Origin of the sequence: Mesorhizobium sp. PAMC28654, from assembly GCF_020616515.1 — a bacterium.
In the GTDB taxonomy this organism is placed as follows: domain Bacteria; phylum Pseudomonadota; class Alphaproteobacteria; order Rhizobiales; family Rhizobiaceae; genus Mesorhizobium.
Window position 1 is genome coordinate 2,370,418 of record NZ_CP085135.1, and the last position, 16,576, is coordinate 2,386,993.

12 protein-coding genes and 1 pseudogene are annotated in these 16,576 nt (G+C 62.8%); 10 read left to right on the forward strand and 3 right to left on the reverse strand.

Annotated elements, in window-relative coordinates:
• Positions 1-27 precede the first annotated feature (27 nt).
• Complete coding sequence (locus LGH82_RS11935) at positions 28-387, forward strand: hypothetical protein (RefSeq protein ID WP_227348674.1); 360 nt, start codon at positions 28-30, stop codon at positions 385-387.
• A 447-nt stretch (positions 388-834) separates the two neighbouring features.
• Positions 835-1,899: a class II fructose-bisphosphate aldolase gene (gene fba / locus LGH82_RS11940; RefSeq protein WP_227348675.1), complete on the forward strand. Its 1,065-nt coding sequence runs from the start codon at positions 835-837 to the stop codon at positions 1,897-1,899.
• Between the two features lie 125 nt (positions 1,900-2,024).
• Here the strand turns inward: fba and ftsZ are convergent, their stop codons facing one another.
• Together ftsZ and LGH82_RS11950 are read right to left on the reverse strand one after the other, a co-directional pair.
• Positions 2,025-3,053 carry a cell division protein FtsZ gene (gene ftsZ, locus LGH82_RS11945; protein ID WP_227348676.1) on the reverse strand — a complete coding sequence of 343 codons (1,029 nt, stop codon included), beginning with the start codon at positions 3,051-3,053 and terminating at the stop codon, positions 2,025-2,027.
• Between the two features lie 232 nt (positions 3,054-3,285).
• A complete protein-coding gene (locus LGH82_RS11950) occupies positions 3,286-4,218 on the reverse strand; it encodes a GntR family transcriptional regulator (RefSeq protein ID WP_227348677.1) in 933 nt (310 codons plus the stop codon).
• 135 nt (positions 4,219-4,353) lie between these two features.
• On the opposite strand from LGH82_RS11950, the gene LGH82_RS11955 reads away from it, so the two are divergent.
• The 8 genes and pseudogenes from LGH82_RS11955 to LGH82_RS11990 all read left to right on the forward strand — a co-directional run bounded on the left by LGH82_RS11955 (position 4,354) and on the right by LGH82_RS11990 (position 15,512).
• Entirely contained in the window at positions 4,354-5,505 is a 1,152-nt protein-coding gene (locus LGH82_RS11955; protein ID WP_227348678.1) for a C45 family autoproteolytic acyltransferase/hydolase, read from the forward strand.
• A gap of 202 nt (positions 5,506-5,707) precedes the next feature.
• Complete coding sequence (locus LGH82_RS11960) at positions 5,708-6,406, forward strand: GntR family transcriptional regulator (protein ID WP_227348679.1); 699 nt, start codon at positions 5,708-5,710, stop codon at positions 6,404-6,406.
• A 280-nt stretch (positions 6,407-6,686) separates the two neighbouring features.
• Positions 6,687-8,042 carry a glutamine synthetase family protein gene (locus tag LGH82_RS11965; RefSeq protein WP_227348680.1) on the forward strand — a complete coding sequence of 452 codons (1,356 nt, stop codon included), beginning with the start codon at positions 6,687-6,689 and terminating at the stop codon, positions 8,040-8,042.
• Positions 8,043-8,269: 227 nt separating this feature from the next.
• Entirely contained in the window at positions 8,270-9,154 is an 885-nt protein-coding gene (locus tag LGH82_RS11970; protein ID WP_227348681.1) for a helix-turn-helix domain-containing protein, read from the forward strand.
• A gap of 154 nt (positions 9,155-9,308) precedes the next feature.
• Positions 9,309-11,506: pseudogene (locus LGH82_RS33645) on the forward strand (TonB-dependent siderophore receptor).
• 22 nt (positions 11,507-11,528) lie between these two features.
• Positions 11,529-12,404: an ABC transporter substrate-binding protein gene (locus tag LGH82_RS11980; protein ID WP_413771442.1), complete on the forward strand. Its 876-nt coding sequence runs from the start codon at positions 11,529-11,531 to the stop codon at positions 12,402-12,404.
• Positions 12,401-14,422, forward strand: coding sequence for a Fe(3+)-hydroxamate ABC transporter permease FhuB (gene fhuB / locus LGH82_RS11985; protein WP_227348682.1), 2,022 nt, complete (start codon positions 12,401-12,403; stop codon positions 14,420-14,422). The genes LGH82_RS11980 and fhuB overlap by 4 nt, the downstream gene beginning before the upstream one ends.
• Positions 14,415-15,512 carry a siderophore-interacting protein gene (locus tag LGH82_RS11990; RefSeq protein ID WP_227348683.1) on the forward strand — a complete coding sequence of 366 codons (1,098 nt, stop codon included), beginning with the start codon at positions 14,415-14,417 and terminating at the stop codon, positions 15,510-15,512. Before fhuB ends, LGH82_RS11990 begins: the two co-directional genes overlap by 8 nt.
• A 7-nt stretch (positions 15,513-15,519) precedes the next feature.
• On the opposite strand, the gene LGH82_RS11995 is transcribed toward LGH82_RS11990, so the two are convergent.
• The gene (locus tag LGH82_RS11995) at positions 15,520-16,380 is read right to left on the reverse strand and encodes a MurR/RpiR family transcriptional regulator (RefSeq protein ID WP_227348684.1); all 861 of its coding nucleotides are present in this window, start codon (positions 16,378-16,380) and stop codon (positions 15,520-15,522) included.
• Positions 16,381-16,576 lie beyond the last annotated feature (196 nt).

Consider the following 16,576-nt stretch of genomic DNA (forward strand, 5'->3'; position numbering starts at 1 on the left):
GCGGCCATCTTCAGAATGAGGCGTACGATGATCCGTGACGATTCGACTGCCAGGGAGGAACAAATGCCAATCGGAGTAGCGGTGGAGTACCTGCATAAGTTGCGCAGAGAGGCGATCAATGCGGAAGCGGGCAATGTAAAAGGTATCACGCGTTGTTTGCAGACGAACATTGGGAAGTCGCGCGACCTTTTGGAAACGACGGAGGCCACGGATGCAGCTCTGGCTCACCTGCTGGAGACGGGGAAAGCGCTTATTGGGGAGCTTGCGCCCATTTCAAAACAGACCGCGGCGCTAAGGAAAGACAAGATTTCTGACTTAAGGCACGCCTTTGAAACGGCGTTAAACATGGCCATTGAGGAAGTTAGAAAGGCGAAGCCAAAAGCCTAGGCTGCGCTCTGCTTCCAAGCTCATACCGACCGAACTTCAAACCCGGTCGGCTAACCGGGGTCGGCACACAGCCATCGGCGGCTCGTCGCCAGGCCGCATCAAGCTTGGTGACGTCGACCCATACTACTACGTCTGGTTCTAAGTCCTCCCAGCCCTCGCCAAATGGCGGCTGCCTCCACTGAACAATTATCGCAGATCCCCCTGAACGGGACCGTCGCGCAGCGGCGATCTGTTCGACCTATGAACGCGAGGGTGCCAAACGATTTTGCGCGCTACAGCGTTTCGTGTGTCACATTCCTATCAGCCGCTGTTGTGTAACAAGAATTGCTCCGGGCAGAGCGCCGGACTGTTGCGGTTCCACCGAAATCCGGCCAGAAGCATTGATGGACTGACTGGCAACGGCAGTTCCGCGACATTGCGCTGAAACCAGATACGGGAGACTATTGGGTGGCTCGCATAACACTGAGACAATTGCTCGATCACGCCGCCGAATACGGCTACGGCGTACCCGCTTTCAACATGAACAATATGGAACAGGGCCTCGCCATCATGGAGGCAGCCGAGGAGACCAAGTCGCCGGTCATCCTGCAGGCGAGCCGTGGCGCCCGCGCCTACGCCAATGACGTGGTGCTGGCCAAGCTGATCGACGCATTGGTTGAAATCCACCCCGACATCCCGGTCTGCATGCATCTCGACCACGGCAACAATGAAGCCACCTGCGTCACCGCGATCCAGTACGGCTTCACCTCCGTCATGATGGACGGATCGCTGAAGGAAGACGGCAAGACGCCGGCCGACTACGCCTACAATTCCGGCATCACCCGGCGCGTCGTCGACATGGCGCATTGGGGCGGCGTGTCGGTGGAAGGTGAGATCGGCGTGCTCGGCTCACTGGAGAGCGGTGGCGGCGAGCAGGAAGACGGCCATGGCGTCGAAGGCGAGATCAGCCACGACCAGTTGCTGACCGATCCGGTGCAGGCGGTAGAGTTCGTCAAGGACACCCATGTCGACGCGCTGGCGGTTGCCATGGGCACCAGCCACGGCGCCTACAAGTTCTCTCGCAAGCCGGATGGCGCCGTGCTGGCGATGAACGTCATCGAGGAAATCCATCGCCGGCTGCCGAACATGCATCTGGTCATGCACGGCTCATCCTCGGTGCCGGAAGATCTGCAGGAGATCATCAACAAATATGGCGGCCAGATGAAGCCGACATGGGGCGTGCCGGTCGAGGAGATCCAGCGCGGCATCAAGCATGGCGTGCGCAAGATCAACATCGACACCGACAACCGCATGGCGCTGACCGGCGCGATCCGCAAGGTGCTGACCGAAAACCCGAGCGAATTCGACCCGCGCAAATACCTGACGCCTGCGATGGCCGCCATGCGCAAGCTCTGCAAGGAGCGCTTCGAGCAGTTCGGCACCGCCGGCAACGCGCAGAAGATCAAGCCCCTGCCGGTCGCCGAAATGGCCAAGCGCTACAAGTCGGGCAGTCTCGACCCGAAGTTCGGCTGATCGGGACTGACCGTTAAGGAGAAAGAGCCATCAGGTTCTTTCTCCGCCCTGCTCCACGTTTAAGCCGAATCCATTAGGCTCACTGACCTGAGGCGTCGGACCACGAGGGCTGACTGCGGCAACGCTTACTGTAGAATCCGCTGCTGATGCTGGCCAGGATTTCCCTGCACGAAGTCGGCGTCATCCTCAAACGGACGATCCAGCCCGGTCGCCACGACCGACACCCTGAATTTGCCTTCCAGATTCTTGTCGAAGATGGCGCCGACGATGATGTCGGCGTCTTCATAGACTTCCTCGCGGATGCGGGTGGCGGCCTCGTCGACCTCGAACAGGGTCATGTCGCGGCCGCCCGATATCGAGACCAGGACACCCTTGGCGCCCTTCATCGAGGCTTCATCCAGAAGCGGGTTGGCGATGGCCGCTTCCGCCGCCTTGATGGCGCGGCTTTCGCCGGACGCCTCGCCCGTGCCCATCATCGCGCGCCCCATGCCTCGCATGATCGATTTCACGTCGGCGAAATCGAGATTGATCAGGCCTTCCTTGACGATCAGGTCGGTGATGCAGCCGACACCGGAATAGAGCACCCGGTCAGCGATGACGAACGCATCGGCGAAGGTGGTCTTGGCGTCGGCGATCCTGAACAGGTTCTGATTGGGTATGACGATGACCGTGTCGGCGGCCTCGCGCAGCCGCGCAATGCCTTCCTCGGCCATCTGCATGCGTCGCTTGCCTTCGAAGGCGAACGGCTTGGTGACAACTCCAACGGTCAGGATACCGGCCTTGCGCGCGGCATGCGCGATGATCGGAGCGGCTCCGGTGCCAGTACCGCCGCCCATGCCGGCAGTGACGAAGCACATATGCGTGCCCTGGAGGTGGTCCATGATCTCGTCCAGCGATTCCTCGGCGGCGGCGCGGCCGATCTCGGGCAGCGATCCCGCGCCCAACCCCTCGGTGATATGGGCGCCAAGCTGGATCAGCCTTGTCGCCTTCGACATCGCCAGCGCCTGGGCGTCGGTGTTGGCGGCGATGAACTCGGTGCCCTGAAGCTGCTCCGTGATCATGTTGTTGACGGCATTGCCGCCGCCGCCACCCACGCCGATGACGGTGATCTTGGGTCTCATCTCGGAGATTTCGGGCTTCTTGAACTCGGCCATTGCCTCTTCTCCTTCGCCGATCGCCTACGGCTCGTTCGCAAAATTCTGTCCGGAAACTGCAACCGAACGGAAAGCAGCGCGACCCGAATCAGGCCGCCCGGATGGGTGCCTCAAAAAGCCAGAGAGCGGCCGCCCGCGCAAGTACGGGCGATTCAACATTTGTAATCGGACACTGCATCAGACGCGCTTCGTCGACTTGCGCGATCGCCAAGCCGGGAAATCCGGCCTTTTTTCAGGCTGTACGTGCCGGTGATGCGAATTCCGACGCCTGCCGCAGATGCTGGCGAAGCAGGGCCTCGGCCCACTCGATCTCTCCCGCTTCGACGGCATCGAGAATGGCAAGGTGTTCGCGGCAGGACCGTTCGAGCCGCTCCGTGGGCAATTGGTCGAACCCGGCCGATTCCTGCAGCCGGCGCAGATTGTTCTGCTGACGCACGGCGTCCGCCAGGAAGCGATTGCCCGAGCACGCCGCGAGCCCTTCGTGGAAAGAGGCGTTGATCCGGAACCATTCGTCGCCGCCGGTCAATGGCCTTCCTTCCAGGACCGTGGACAGGATGCGCTCATGCGCGCGGCGAACCTGCGCCAGTTGCTGGAGGTCGGCACGAAACATCGGTGAGCGCAGTGCGGCGCATTCGACGACGATGCGGAATTCGTAGCTTTCCCGCTGGGCGTCGTCGCCTACCAGCGACTCGGCGAAGCGCCAGCCATGGCCCGGCAGCCGCTGCGCCAGACCCTCGGCGGCAAAGCGCAGCAACAGCTTTCTGATCACGCCGCGTGACACCTGATAGCGCGGCATCAGTTCGGCCTCGGACACGTCCTGGGGCAGTTCTCCCACAGCACGATCCTTCATCATCCGGCGGTAAAGGTCCTCGAGCGGCGAACTCGGCAGGATGACTTGCGGGTCGAGTTCGGCGACATCCAGCGCCAGCTGCAGTCCCCTCGTCCCGAACCCCGTCAGAATGCCCCGGGCGACCAACAGCTCAAGCGCGGCGCTGATCGGGGAACGCGACACACCAAATGCGCGGGCAAGGTCCGGTACGGAAATACGGGTACCGACAGCCCAGCCGGAATCGCGAATGCGTTCGAGAATCCGGCGCGCCAGATCGATTTGCAGCGGGCTCGCGGATCCCGCCGATATCGGCTGGTCGATCATATCCAGGCTCATGCGCTCTGTCTGCGGTGCTTCGCATTATAGAGACTTCAACGGCGACGTGAAGTAACGATCTCACGGAAGTTTTGCTTTTCATTGTTACAAAATTCAATACGATTGACCTCATCAGCAAAACTTGAGGCCCTTCCAATGAGCACAATGCAGCCGTTTCCACTCGTCGATGTAGGCGGAACGCCCATTGAGCGCGGCAGGGCCTATGGTGAACAGGCGCGCAAGCGCATCGGTGCATCAGTCGCCTTGTATGCCGCGCAGCTAGACCGCTTCGGCTTCGGACAGAAGGACATCGAACGCTTTGGCGGCATATTCCTGCCCCGCCTCAAACAATGGGCACCCGACCTCGTCGAGGAGATGGAAGGGATCGCCTCGGGCGCCAATGTCGGCCTTTTCTCGATCCTGCTGGTCAACGCCCGCACCGAAATCCTGCAACTGGCCAAGCGCGAGAAGGGCATTTCCGACGACGAGCCCGACGGCTGCACGGGTGCAGTGATCCTGCCGGAGGCGACAAGGGCCGGCCGGTTGATCCATGGCCAGAACTGGGACTGGCGCGCCGAATGCGCGGAGACCTCGATTGTCCTGCGCGTTCGGCGCAGCGATGGCCCGGATCTCCTCACCTTCACCGAGGCCGGCGGACTGGCGCGCAGCGGCTTCAACGCGGCGGGCATCGGCATCACCGCCAACTATCTGGAATCGGATCGCGACTATCGCGACATCGGCATCCCCCTGCCCTTCATCCGTCGCCGGGCGCTGGAAGCCCGGCATTTCGCCCATGCCATCAAGGTGGTGGCGACGACGCCGAAATCCTGCTCGAACAACATGATCCTGAGCACGGCCGAAGGCTTCGCTGTCGATTTCGAATGCGCGCCCGACGAAGCCTTCCCGATCTATCCAGACAAGGAGATGATCGTGCACGCCAACCACTGGCAGAGCCCGGTCGCCCTATCCAAGCTGCGCGAAACCGGCCTCGGCGACGTACCGGACAGCCTCTACCGCGACTATCGCGTGCGCAGGCATCTTGCTGCCCGTCACGGTGACATCACCGTCGATGACCTCAAGCAGGCACTGTTCGACGACTTCGCCGCGCCGCTCAGCGTCTGCCGCCCGGCAAACCGCAAAGAGGGCGGCAATCTCTCGGCGACGGTGGCGATGATCATCTTCGAGCCGGCCAGCGGCATCATGAAAGTCGCGCCGCTGCCGGCCGAGAACCGCGACTTCACGCGCTATGAGCTGACGATGGACGAGACAGTGGTGGGGAACGCGGAAAAGGCCCTGCCCGCGCGATAGAAAACCTCGTCATTCGGACCCGGAAAACGGAAGGGGATTGCTTGCCGCGTGGCCGACGCGGGCTTGCGGGGCTGTGATCGATGCGTCTATCATGCAGCCTGAGAAATGGCTGACAATGGCCGCCAACCGCGTTCAGCCAGCGAACAATTGCGGATGTCATCAGCTACGTAGATTTCAGAACGAATGAAGTAGCGCACTGCCAATGGCTGACAGAACACAGTTCGGGTTGACCGCCGTCGACACCGTGCCCCTGCATGAGAAAGTCTATCTGGAGCTCGTCAGAGCCCTGATGTCCGGCCAGTTCGTGCCCGGCCAGAAGCTGACCTCGCGCAAGCTGGCCAAGGAACTTGGCACCAGCGACATGCCGGTGCGCAGCGCTTTCATGCGGCTGCAGGCACTGCGCGCGCTGAGCCCGATGCCGAACGGCAGCGTGGAGGTGCCGGTGATTTCGGCCGAACGTTTCTCGCAGTTGACCGCCGTGCGCACGATCCTCGAAGGCTCGGCGACTGAACTTGCGACCAAACGCGTCAACGGCAACAATCTGCGCACGATCCGGCGCCACTGCACCGACCTGACATCGGCGGCCCGCAAGGGCGATATCGACGACTATCTGCGCAAGAACCACGACTTCAAATTCTCGATCTATCGCCATTGCGGCAACGAGCAGATGATCTTCCTGATCGAGACCGTATGGATGCAGGTTGGCCCGTTTCTGCGGAACCTGGCCATGGGGTTCGAGGACGACCTCGCCTCCATTCTCGATATCGACTACCATGAGGAAGTCGTCGCGGCGATCGAGGCCCAGGACGGAGAGCGCGCCCGGGCAGCCATCGTTCGCGACATTGATGAGGGCGCGGCGCATATTCTTCGGCAGGCCAGATTTCCAGAAACGAGAAACTAGAATCGCACCGCGGCTGATGTTCAACTCAAAACCGCGGGCCATGTTGAGGCTGGCGGCAGTTCGAATGCTACTTGGCTTTATGCCCCCTTCCCTCTATATTGCGATCGCAGATCGCGAAATTGGTTTTGAAATGCCTCCCGACATCCCAGCTAGTGAATTGAAAAAATAAGAAAAACCGCTGGCGGCAGCCAGATCGGGCTTTCAAAAACTCACAAGCTACTTTTACCGGGCCAGTACAGCCTATCAGGCTGCGGCACCCTCCAAAACCAGAGGTTAGAAATTGAGCGATGCAATTGCGGACGTCCTGAACTGGCTTGAAAGCAGAAACGATATCCAGAGCCTGAGGGCCGCTGTGTGCGACCTCAACGGCGTCATGCGCGGCAAGCGCATCCCGGTCGAGCAGGCACGCAAGGCGCTGGAGGGCAAGCTGCGCATGCCCTATTCCCTGATCGGGCTCGACATCTGGGGTGAGGACATCGAAGGCAACACGCTGGTCTTCTCGACCGGCGACGCCGACGGACTCTGCCAATGGACCGGACGCGGTATTCTCCCGGTGGCCTGGACGGCGCATCCGACGGCGCTTGTGCCGCTCTGGCTCGCCGACGAAAACGGCGCGCCCTATCTCGGCGATCCACGGCGGGCGCTGGCTCGCATTCTCGATCGCTACAAGGCCTTGGGGTTGACCCCGGTCGCGGCAACGGAACTTGAATTCTATCTGGTCGATCCGCAGTCGCAGCGGCCGGTCGGACCGGTGTCGCCGGTAACCGGGCGCCGTCTCGATTCCGACGCGGCATTGTCGATCGACGAGATCGACGACTTCGAATCCTTCATCCACGACGTCTACGAGGCCTGCCGGACACAGGGCATTCCCGTCGACACGGCCATTGCCGAAAATGGCGTCGGCCAGTTCGAGATCAATCTGAACCATGTCGCCGACGCCCTGCGCGCGGCCGACGATGCCGTGCTGTTCAAGCGCACGGTCAAGGGCATCGCGCGCAAGCACGGCTTTGCCGCCTGCTTCATGGCGAAGCCCTATGGCGACCGCGCCGGCAACGGCTTCCACGTCCATTTCAGCCTGATCGACGCCGAGGGACGCAACGTCTTCGACGACGGCACCGACCAGGGCTCGGACATCATGCGCCATGCGGTCGGCGGCCTGCTCGCGGCGATGGCCGAGAGCACGCTGGTGTTCGCACCGCACTTCAATTCCTACCGCAGGCTTCGCCCGAGGTCCTATGCACCGACCGCTGTCGCCTGGGGCTACGAGAACCGCATGGTCGCGATCCGCATTCCCGGCGGCCCGACCGGCGCGCGCCGCATCGAACATCGCGTGTCGGGAGCGGACGCCAATCCTTACCTGGTGCTTGCCGCCATATTGGGCGCCGCTCTGATCGGCATTGAAAAGCAGATGTCGCCTGGCGACCCGACCGGCAACGATGGGCAAGGCGTTGTGCCGGCAAAGCTGCCGCCGGACTGGGCGTCCGCGATCGCGGCCTTTGAAAGCGGGACGCATGTCGCGGAGATCTTTCCAGCGATCCTGCGCGACTCCTTCATCGCCTGCAAACGACAGGAGTTGAACACGTTCGCGCTCAATGTCAGCGATTTCGAGATCGAGACCTATCTCGAAAGCGTTTAGGGTCTCCTGACCCACGGCATCGGTCCGGGCGACTTCCAGAACTCCAGGAAAGCGTGAAACGGTTTTCCGTCCGGGATTGCGTCAAAACAAGGAGATAGAGCGGGTTCGGCGCTTCGTGAAGCGATGAACCGCTCGAACAACCGCGAAGCAAGGGCTTGCGGTGCCGTCCCTGACCGGGCATAAACATGATTGTTTTTATCATGTATTATACCCAGGATGAACACGACGTGACCTTCGTTCCCCGGATGGAAAGTCGAATTGAAGGCTTTTCAGCCATCGGCAACCTGAAATGTCAGGTCTGGGACGGCGTGGTCGCCGATCTCTGGGATGTTTCGTGCGGAGAGAAAGCCGAAGGCTACTACGTTTCCCCCGACCCCAGGCTTTTCGTCACGTTGAAGGTGGACGGGGGCGGTGCGTTTTTCGTTGAGGGCGCAAAGGGCGAGTTGCGCCGTCACGATCGCGCGTTTTCGATGGCCTACATACCGGCGGGAGTGCCCATTCGTGGACGGGTAGAGGGTCTCAGCCACATCCGGCATCTCGACCTGCATTTCGACGCGGCGACGCTGACCCGCCGCTTCGGCGGCAGCCTCGATCGCGACGCCTTGCGGGTATCTCGCTTCCAGTTTCGCGACGACAAGATCGCCGCGCTGGCCGGGCTGATCGCCGCCGAATGCGACAGTGGCCAACCGATGCACGATCTCTATGGCGAGGGTCTGCTGAACGCCTTGTTCGTCAGCCTCTTCGAGATCGACAGGCCGAACCCGGCGCGGCAGCGCGCGCCGCTGTCACGTCACAAGCTGCGGCTGGTCACCGAGTACATGGAGGCGCATTGCCTGGACAAGATCCGGCTTGCCGATCTCTCCGCGCTGACCGGCCTGTCGGAAACCGCCGTGAGCCACGCCTTCAAGGCGGCCACGGGAATGGCGCCACACCGCTGGCAGATGCAGGCACGTGTCGCCAGAATCCAGGCGATGATGACGCATGAAGCCGCCTCGCTCGGCGACATCGCCGAGGCAGCCGGATTTTTCGACCAGGCGCACCTGACACGGGTCTTCAAATCGATTGTCGGCGTGACGCCCGGCGCTTGGAAGGCCGCCCACCACCGGCAGTGACATTTGAGCAACATGGCGCCGGGATATCGGCCATTTGGACAAGAACGGACAAAGCACCCAAATCCGTCCAATGACCCGCACATAAGTTGAGATAAATGGTCAAGTATCTCAACTTCGATAGGCGGGGACTTTCCTTATGAGCAGAATTTACCGGATGAAGGCGGTCCTTGCGGGCAGCGTCGCCGTGGTTGCGATGATCCCGTCCGTGGCCGCGTTTGCCCAGACCGCGCAGAACAGCACCCAGCTTGAGCCGGTGGTGGTCGAGGGTGAGACCGGCGACAGTGCGACCGGACCGGTCAAAGGCGTGGTTGCCAAGAAGACCAAGACCGGCTCCAAGACCGCGACTGAGATCAAGGATATCCCGCAATCCGTCTCGGTGGTCGGCCGCCAGGAGATTGACGATCAAGGTGCGCAGAAGGCTGACGAGGCGCTGCGCTACACCGCCGGCGTGTTCGCGCAGCCCTTCGGGCCGGACAGCGATACAAACTGGCTGTTCATCCGTGGTTTCCAGGCGACGGCTACAGGCACCTACATGGATGGCCTGCAGCTGTTCAGCTATGGCTTCGGCGGCTTCTATGTCGACAGCTTCGGGCTCGAGCGCATCGAGGTTCTGAAAGGCCCGGCCTCGGTGCTTTATGGCGGCAGCAATCCCGGCGGCCTGGTCAACTATGTCAGCAAGCGCCCCGACGGCCGGCAGCGCTATGTTGAGACCGGCATCAACGACGCCGGCAATGCCTATCTCGGCTTCGACATCGGCGACGTGGCCAGCAACGGTGCGGTGAGCTACCGGATGACTGGCAAGGTCGCCGGCGGCGACACTTACAGCGACCTGCAGAATGGCTGGCGCGGTTTCATCTCGCCCAGCATCACCTGGAAGCCCGACGAAGCAACCACACTGACCATTCTGGCCAACTACTCCCACATCGACGAGAACCACAATGGCGGCAGCTTCCTGCCCTATGATGGCACTGTGACGGACCGGATCGTGAAAATCGGGGGCGTTGACGTGAACTACGGCCGCATTGATCCCGATGCCAATTTTACGGAACCGAGCGTCGACCTCTACAAGCGCGAACAGGGTTCGATCGGCTACGAATTCTCGCACACTTTCGACAATGACTGGGCGGTTCGCTCCAACGCCCGGTTCACCGCAGCCGACATCACGAGGTCAGCGTCTATCCGAACGGCTGGTCACTCATCGGAGGGCCTACCGATCTTGCACGCATAAATTTCGATCATGACACCACGGCTAAGACCGTCCTCATCGACAACCAGATCGAGGGCAAGGTAACGACGGGGCCGGTCGAACACACGATCCTCGCCGGTCTGGATTTCAAATATTACAACATCGACCAGGTCCAGTCGTCCGGTCTCTACGATGAAAACTATGACAACCCCATCGACGCGTTCCATCCGGTTTACGGCTCGCCGCTGACACCGCGCGTCAGCTACCTCAATCAGAACCTGACGCAGTTGCAACTCGGCCTCTATGCGCAGGACCAGTTGCGCTTCGGCGATGGCTGGCTGGTGACGCTGAATGGCCGCTATGATCGCGGCTGGCTCGACGCCGACAACCGTCCTACCTACTACACGGAAAAATGGAACCTTCCGGTCATCGATCTGAGCCAAACCGTCGGCGACTTCTCCGGCCGGGCGGGGCTGGCCTACGAGTTTGCGAATGGTGTGACGCCCTATGCCAGCGTCGCCACCTTCTTCAACCCGATCATCGGCACCGACGCCAGCGGCAATCTGTTCCAGCCGGAGACCGGCCAGCAATACGAGCATGGCGTCAAATATGTGCCGACCTTTGTCGATGGCCTGTTCACCCTGTCGCTCTTCGACCTCACCCGCCAGAATGTGGCTACCGCGACCGCCGGCAATCCCAATGCCCAGATTCAGACCGGCGAAGTGCGTTCACGCGGCGTGGAACTGGAAGGCAAGGTGGATGTCACAGAGGATTTCCGCATCACCGGTGCTTTCACCGCCCATGATCTCGACATCACCAAGGATGCGGACCTCACACTGATCGGCAAGAAGCCCTTCGTCGTGCCGGAAGTGATGGCCTCGGCGTCTGTCGACTACACGTTCCGAGGTGACTGGTATGACGGCATCTCGATCGGTGGCGGCGTCCGCTATATCGGTTCCTCATGGGCAGACAGCGCCAATGAGCACAAGGTGCCCGCGGTTACGCTTGCCGACCTCAAGCTCGGCTACGAGAAGGAGGGCTGGGGTGTCGATCTCAACGTCACCAACCTCTTCGACAAGACCTATGTGTCCAGTTGCCAGGGTCTCAACGTGTGCAGCTACGGCGAGGGTCGCTCGTTCAAGCTGAAGGCGCATACGACTTGGTAGCCATGTGCCCAGGGCGCCGGCGATGATGCATCTGCCCAACAGAAGGCAGGTGCTTGCGCTGGCGGCCGCGGCCATGCTGCCTCCGATCGCCGCGAGTGCGGCGGCCGCACGCGTTGCCGCAATCGATTGGGGCATGCTGGAAACGCTTCTGGCGCTCGGCGTCCAACCTGTGGCGGCGACAGAACTGATGCAGTTCCGCAAGATCGCGGTCGAGCCGGCCGTCCCCGAATCCGTTGCTGATCTCGGGCTGCGCGGCGCGCCCAATTACGAGCTGCTGCGCATCATCGCGCCGGATCTCATCGTCATCTCCAATTTCTACGAATACCAGCGCCCCATGCTCGAGCGCATCGCGCCAGTATTTGCGCAAGCCGTCTATGAGGCCGGTGTGCCACCCTACCCGCTCGCCGAGGCCGCGACGCTGGCGCTGGGCGAAAGGCTTGGACGACAGGCCGAGGCCAAGCTTTACCTCGATGAGACCGCTCGCGAGATCGCACGGCTTCGCGCCGCCTTGCCGGCAGCTTCCACGCGGCCGGCCTTCGTCATCAGCCTTGGCGATTCCCGCCATTTCCGCGCCTTTGGCCGGGACGCCATGTTTGGCGATGTGCTGACACGGCTCGGCATCGAAAATGCCTGGAGCAACGAGACAAGCTACAGCGCCGCCGCGCCCGTCGGGCTGGAGGCGCTGGCACGCGTCCCGGAGGCGTCGATACTGATCGTATCGCCGCTTCCGGCGGATGTCGGCCGCTCGCTTCCGACCAATGCGCTGTGGAACGCCTTGCCGGCTGTCCGCCAGAAACGCGTCACCGTGCTGGAGCCGGTCAATCATTTCGGCTGCCTGCCTTCGGCGCGCCGCTTTGCGCGGCTGGCAGCAGCCGCGCTTGCCGGGCACGCGTCATGACGGATAGTACCGCGACCCGCCCTGCCCTGCCTCACCGCGCCATCGCCGGCAGCGCCCTATCGCCCGTTGCCCTGTGGGGCATCCTGGCGGTGGCAGCCGTGCTCCTGTTCGCATGGCGCGTTGGCGTGCAATGGCCGGCAGCACTGCCTGGTAACGGCGTCGACCTCGATCGCGTCATCCTGCTCTACAGCACGCTGCCACGTGCGGCGGTGGCGGTGCTGGCAGGCGCTGTCCTTGGCCTGTCCGGGCTCTTGCTGCAGCATGTGCTGCGCAATGCGCTGGCGGAACCGTCGACGCTCGGCATTTCGGCTGGCGCACAACTGGCCATGACGATCGCCTCGCTTCACGCCCCCTTGCTGATGGAGCGATCGCAGGGATTGGTCGCCTTTGCCGGCGGTATCGGAGCGGTGCTGCTGGTGCTGTCGCTGACCTGGCGGCGCGGGCTGGAACCGGTGTCGGTCGTGCTTGCCGGAATGATGGTGGCGCTGACCGCCAGTTCCATCAGCGCTGCCATGATCCTTGCCAATGGCGAATATCTGTTCTCCCTGTTCATCTGGGGTGGCGGCTCGCTGGTCCAGCAGGATTGGGGGCCGGCCATGGCCCTGGCAGTCAGGCTCGCCGCCGGCGCCTTTGCGGCGCTGATGCTGTTGCGGCCATTGACGATCCTTGGCCTCGACGACGCCTCGGCGCGCGGCCTGGGCGTTGCCCGTCACGCCAGCCGTTTTCTCGTCATCGCGCTTGCCGTGTGGATGGCGACCACCGTCGCGGCCGAGGTCGGCGTCATCGGTTTCGTCGGCCTTGCCGCGCCGGCGCTGGCCACGCTTTCGGGCGCACGCACCTTGCGACAGAAGTTGCTTGCCGCGCCGTTGATCGGCGCCATCCTGCTGTGGTTGACGGATGGGCTGGAGCAACTGGCCGCCGGCTCCGGTGGCGAACGCATTCCGACTGGCGCGGGCACGGCACTTCTCGGTGGTCCCCTGCTGCTCTGGCTGTTGCCACGGTTGCGCATGTTCGAATGGCCGCATCTCGGCGCCACCGGCACCAAATCGCACAAGGCCAGCCGTCCCTGGCTCCTCATCCTGCTCCTGCTTGCGCTGACGCTTGTCGCTGTAGCCATGGCACTGGTGGTTGGGCGCGGCCCCATGGGCTGGTCGATCGCCAGCGGCGAAATGCTGGCCGACCTCGCCGCCTGGCGCGCGCCACGGATCGGCGTGGCTGCGGCCGCTGGCGCCATGCTGGCGGTGGCCGGCGTGGTGATCCAGCGTGTCACCGGAAACCCTCTGGCAAGCCCCGAAGTGCTGGGTGTCGGCACGGGCGCCGGTGCGGGCCTCACCGCGGTGCTGATGGTCAGCGCAACGGCAGGCCTCGGCTGGCAACTCGCGGGCTCCGGTCTTGGCGCGCTGGCGGCATTGCTCGTGATGCTGGCCATCGCTGCACGGGCGAAATTCGGCACGGACCGGCTGCTGCTCGCAGGCATCGCCATGAGCGCGCTGTGCAGCGCCGTCATCACCGCGACGATCGCGATGGGCAACGCGCAAGCCTACATCCTGTTACGCTGGCTCAGCGGCTCGACCAGCCAGGCGACGGCTGTGGATGCCTGGGTGGCGATCGCCTGCATCGCTCCGTTGACGCTGCCGCTGTTCCTCGCTGCCCGCTGGCTGGATATCCTGCCGCTTGGGGCGGACAGCGCGCGCGGACTGGGCGTGCCGGTCTCCGGCGGGCGGCTGATGCTGATCATTGTCGCCGCGATGCTGACCGCGCTGGCCGCCATGGTCGTCGGCCCGCTGAGCTTCGTCGGCCTGATCGCGCCGCATCTTGCCCGTCTCATCGGCTTTTCACGCGCACGCGCCCATCTCGCCGGGGCGATGCTGTTGGGCGCCTTGCTGATGATCGTGTCGGATTGGCTTTCGCGCATGGCGGCCTTTCCCTACGAACTGCCCGCCGGCCTTTTCGCCTCGCTGCTTGGCGGGCCGTATCTCGTCTACCTGCTTGCAAAAGGAGTGCCGCGCCATGGCTGACATGCCAAGAAATTTCGAAGCATCCGCCGAGATCATGCTCTCCTGCCCACAAGACATCATGCAGCGGCTTTGCGCGCATTTTGTCGAGTTCGGCGCCGTTGCCATCGACGGCGCCCGCAGCCGTATCGACACCGCTTTCGGCACGGCCAGCATGGAAGCCTGCCTGGGCTGCCTGAAGGTGCGTGCCGAGGGCCGGGACGAAAGCTCGCTGGCCTATGTGAAGCTTTCCATTGCCGAGCATCTGCTGACCTTCGCTTCGGCGGAGAACCCCAGCATCGTCTGGCAGGGTGACGGCGCGGCAGGCCAACCCTTGCCCTACTTTCGGGAGATGCGTGTTGTCCGCACCGAGAACCTGACACCGCATATGAAGCGGCTAACACTGGCCGGCGAGGACCTCGGGCGCTTCGCGACGGGCGGCCTGCATGTGCGCCTGCTGCTGCCAAGGGATGGCGTGGCGCCCGCGTGGCCGGTCACCGGCGCGGATGGTCGTCCGGCATGGCCCGAGGCCGGACAGCGTCCGGATGTGCGCATCTATACGCTGCGGCGCGTCGACGTCGAAAAGGGCGAGGTCGACATCGATTTCGTCCTGCATGAAGGTGAGGGCATGCCCGGTGCGCGTTTCGGCTGCAATGCGCGTGCAGGCGATATCGTCGGCATTACCGGACCGGGTGGCGGCAGCGTCGCTCCGGCCGACTGGTACCTGCTGGCGGGCGACGAGACGGCCCTGCCGGCGATCGGTCGTATCCTGGAGAAGCTGCCGGAAGGCGCAGAGGCAGTGGTGCGCATCGAGGTCGCCGATGATGGCGAGGAACAACGGCTCACTTCACGGGCCGGGCTTGATATCCAGTGGCTGCACCGTAACGGCGTGGCGCCAGGCAAGTCCACTTTGCTCGAGGACGCGGTTCGGAATGTGCGCTGGCCCGAGGACGATCGCAGTGTCTTTGCCTGGGTGGGATGCGAGCACAAGAGCTTTCGCGCGATCCGCTCCTACCTTCGGCAGGACAGGAAGCTTACGCGTCAGCAGCATCTTGTGGTCGCCTACTGGCGGTGCGGTTTCGAAGGCGACACGGCGCGCCGGGAGGACAGCTGAACGGAAGCTATGAGGACCGATCCGCCTTCAGCACGGAAACGGCCAGCTCGCTGTTGTGCACGAACTCGTTGGCGTCGGGCTGCCTTTGAACCAGCAGGATGAACAGTAGGTCGGTCAGCGTCAGCTGCGCGTCGCGCGCCGTGATGGATGACGAGCGCGCGCGCTCTTCATCGGCGACCGTGTAGAGGCGGATGTCGGCAACGCGGCTCAGCGGATTGTCATGCAGTCCGGTGACTGCGATGACGGTCGCGCCGCGCTTGCGGGCAAGCTCGGCGATGCGCAAGGTTTCGATGCTGGCGCCGGAATAGGAGAGCGCGAACAGCACATCGCCAGGCCGGAGCGTCGAGACATTGGCCATCTGGATGTGACTGTCGCTGTCATGCAGGACATTGCGGCCGAGCTTCATCAGCTTGTAGGAGAAATCGCGCGCCACCAGTGAGGATGCGCCGACGCCGACCAGATGGATGCGGCGTGCGCCATCCAGCATTTCCAACACCTTGGAGATGATCCGCTCGCTGTTGCTGGCGACGGTCTGCTGCATCGACAGAAGCTTGCTGCCGATCAGCTTCTTCAGGATGACCTGGTGATTGTCGCCGACTTCGATCGAGCCGTGGATCATGCCGGCCGGCACCTGCCAGTCCTGCGCCTTGGCCTCGCTGACGGCAAGCTTGAGCTCCTGGTAGCTGGCGTAGCCAAGCTTCTGACTGAACTTGACGACGCTCGACTGGCTGCGGCCGATCTCGGCCGCCAGCGCCGCCGTCGACAGGCGCAGCATCTGGTCGGGATTGTCGACGATGTACTGGCCGATCTCGCGATCGCCGGGCGCCATGGCGTCGAGCTTCACTTCGATCTTCTTCAGGACGGACATGCGTTTCCCCGAGCGTTTCAGGATGCCGGCGTACCAGGTATACCTACAGAAGGAATAATTTATTCCAATCGAGATTGACAGTGAAGAATGACCGATCGACTTTCGAGGCATGCCGCGTCGATCCTCGATTCGAGCGTGAAAGACCGATTGCGAGCCTGTAGGCTCGCATCTCAGCTACGTCAGATCGGGTTCACAG

What these genes read in the sequence shown, in the direction of transcription:
- LGH82_RS11935 (WP_227348674.1), top strand. Translation starts at nt 28, where the DNA reads ATGATCCGTGACGATTCGACTGCCAGGGAGGAACAAATGCCAATCGGA.
- ftsZ (WP_227348676.1), bottom strand. Translation starts at nt 3,053, where the DNA reads ATGGCCGAGTTCAAGAAGCCCGAAATCTCCGAGATGAGACCCAAGATC.
- LGH82_RS11950 (WP_227348677.1), bottom strand. Translation starts at nt 4,218, where the DNA reads ATGAGCCTGGATATGATCGACCAGCCGATATCGGCGGGATCCGCGAGC.
- LGH82_RS11955 (WP_227348678.1), top strand. Translation starts at nt 4,354, where the DNA reads ATGAGCACAATGCAGCCGTTTCCACTCGTCGATGTAGGCGGAACGCCC.
- LGH82_RS11960 (WP_227348679.1), top strand. Translation starts at nt 5,708, where the DNA reads ATGGCTGACAGAACACAGTTCGGGTTGACCGCCGTCGACACCGTGCCC.
- LGH82_RS11980 (WP_413771442.1), top strand. Translation starts at nt 11,529, where the DNA reads ATGATGCATCTGCCCAACAGAAGGCAGGTGCTTGCGCTGGCGGCCGCG.
- fhuB (WP_227348682.1), top strand. Translation starts at nt 12,401, where the DNA reads ATGACGGATAGTACCGCGACCCGCCCTGCCCTGCCTCACCGCGCCATC.
- LGH82_RS11990 (WP_227348683.1), top strand. Translation starts at nt 14,415, where the DNA reads ATGGCTGACATGCCAAGAAATTTCGAAGCATCCGCCGAGATCATGCTC.
- LGH82_RS11995 (WP_227348684.1), bottom strand. Translation starts at nt 16,380, where the DNA reads ATGTCCGTCCTGAAGAAGATCGAAGTGAAGCTCGACGCCATGGCGCCC.